The organism is Vibrio sp. 1727, assembly GCF_033344415.1.
GTDB lineage: Bacteria > Pseudomonadota > Gammaproteobacteria > Enterobacterales > Vibrionaceae > Vibrio > Vibrio alginolyticus.
In genome coordinates this window covers 1-529 of sequence record NZ_JAWPOT010000629.1, presented here as the reverse complement: position 1 = coordinate 529, position 529 = coordinate 1, and the positions used below count along the sequence as shown (strand labels likewise).

General features: G+C 43.9%; 1 protein-coding gene. It reads right to left on the bottom strand.

Annotated features, from left to right (window positions below):
• The coding region (locus R8O10_RS27290; RefSeq protein WP_318192243.1) for a phosphoethanolamine transferase at positions 1–529 on the bottom strand (529 nt) is incomplete at both ends.

Below are 529 nucleotides of genomic sequence, written 5' to 3'. Positions count from 1 at the left end.
ATGTCTAACTGACCGTCGTAGGCTTGGGTTTTTACATCCATAATACCAAGCAAAGAGTGGAACACATTGTCATGCGAGTACTTACCTGCATTTTGTGCTTCTTTGGACAAACAATCCGTGTTGATGTGTTTTGCTTGCTTAAAGCTTGGCGACATCCACATGATAAGCGGTACTCGTTTTTGGAAATCCGGAGCAAGTCCGTAAGGCATACCATGCAAGAACATGCCGCTTTCACCAAGCGATTCACCGTGGTCAGAAACATAAATCAACGCAGTGTTATATTTGTCTTCTAACGTCTTAAGTTTGTTGATGGTTTGTTCCAAGACAAAGTCTGTGTAACGAATGGTATTGTCGTAGGTATTTACGATCTCTTCGACGCTACAGTTTTCAATGTCTGCACGTGGGCAATCTGGTTGGAAAAACGCTTTCTCTTTCGGGTAACGTTGGAAGTAAGTTGGGCCATGGCTGCCAATAAGGTGCATGGCTACCACTCGGTTACCGTTCATGTTCGACACTTCTTGGTCAAAGT